This window comes from Undibacterium sp. Di27W (assembly GCF_049340345.1).
In the GTDB taxonomy this organism is placed as follows: domain Bacteria; phylum Pseudomonadota; class Gammaproteobacteria; order Burkholderiales; family Burkholderiaceae_D; genus Undibacterium.
Window position 1 is genome coordinate 1 of record NZ_JBMPOS010000155.1, and the last position, 302, is coordinate 302.

Below are 302 nucleotides of genomic sequence, written 5' to 3' on the forward strand. Positions count from 1 at the left end.
CCAGCCTGATGTCAGCCGCACCACCTACATCGTCAGGGAAGGGCTCATCACCCGCTACTTTAGCTATGATGCTGCCAACCGCGTCAGCAAAGTCGCTGTCGCCAGCTATGACCAGCTAGGCAAAGCCCTGCCACAATACTTTGCGACAGTGGTTGATGAACGCATGTACGACGGCGCAGGCCGCACCCTCCAGCAAGGTATCAACAGCGGCATGGCAGCGGGATATCTGCAAGCCCTGCAAGATACCCAACGTGCAGCCTTCGCAGAAAAAGCCACCAAAGACCTCAAATACTACGATGCCA

At 56.3% G+C, this 302-nt stretch carries 1 protein-coding gene; it reads left to right on the forward strand.

Annotation, left to right across the window (positions count from 1 at the left end; genetic code table 11):
* A partial coding sequence (locus ACO0LF_RS31720; RefSeq protein ID WP_423021429.1) for a hypothetical protein occupies window positions 1-302 on the forward strand: 302 nt, incomplete at both ends.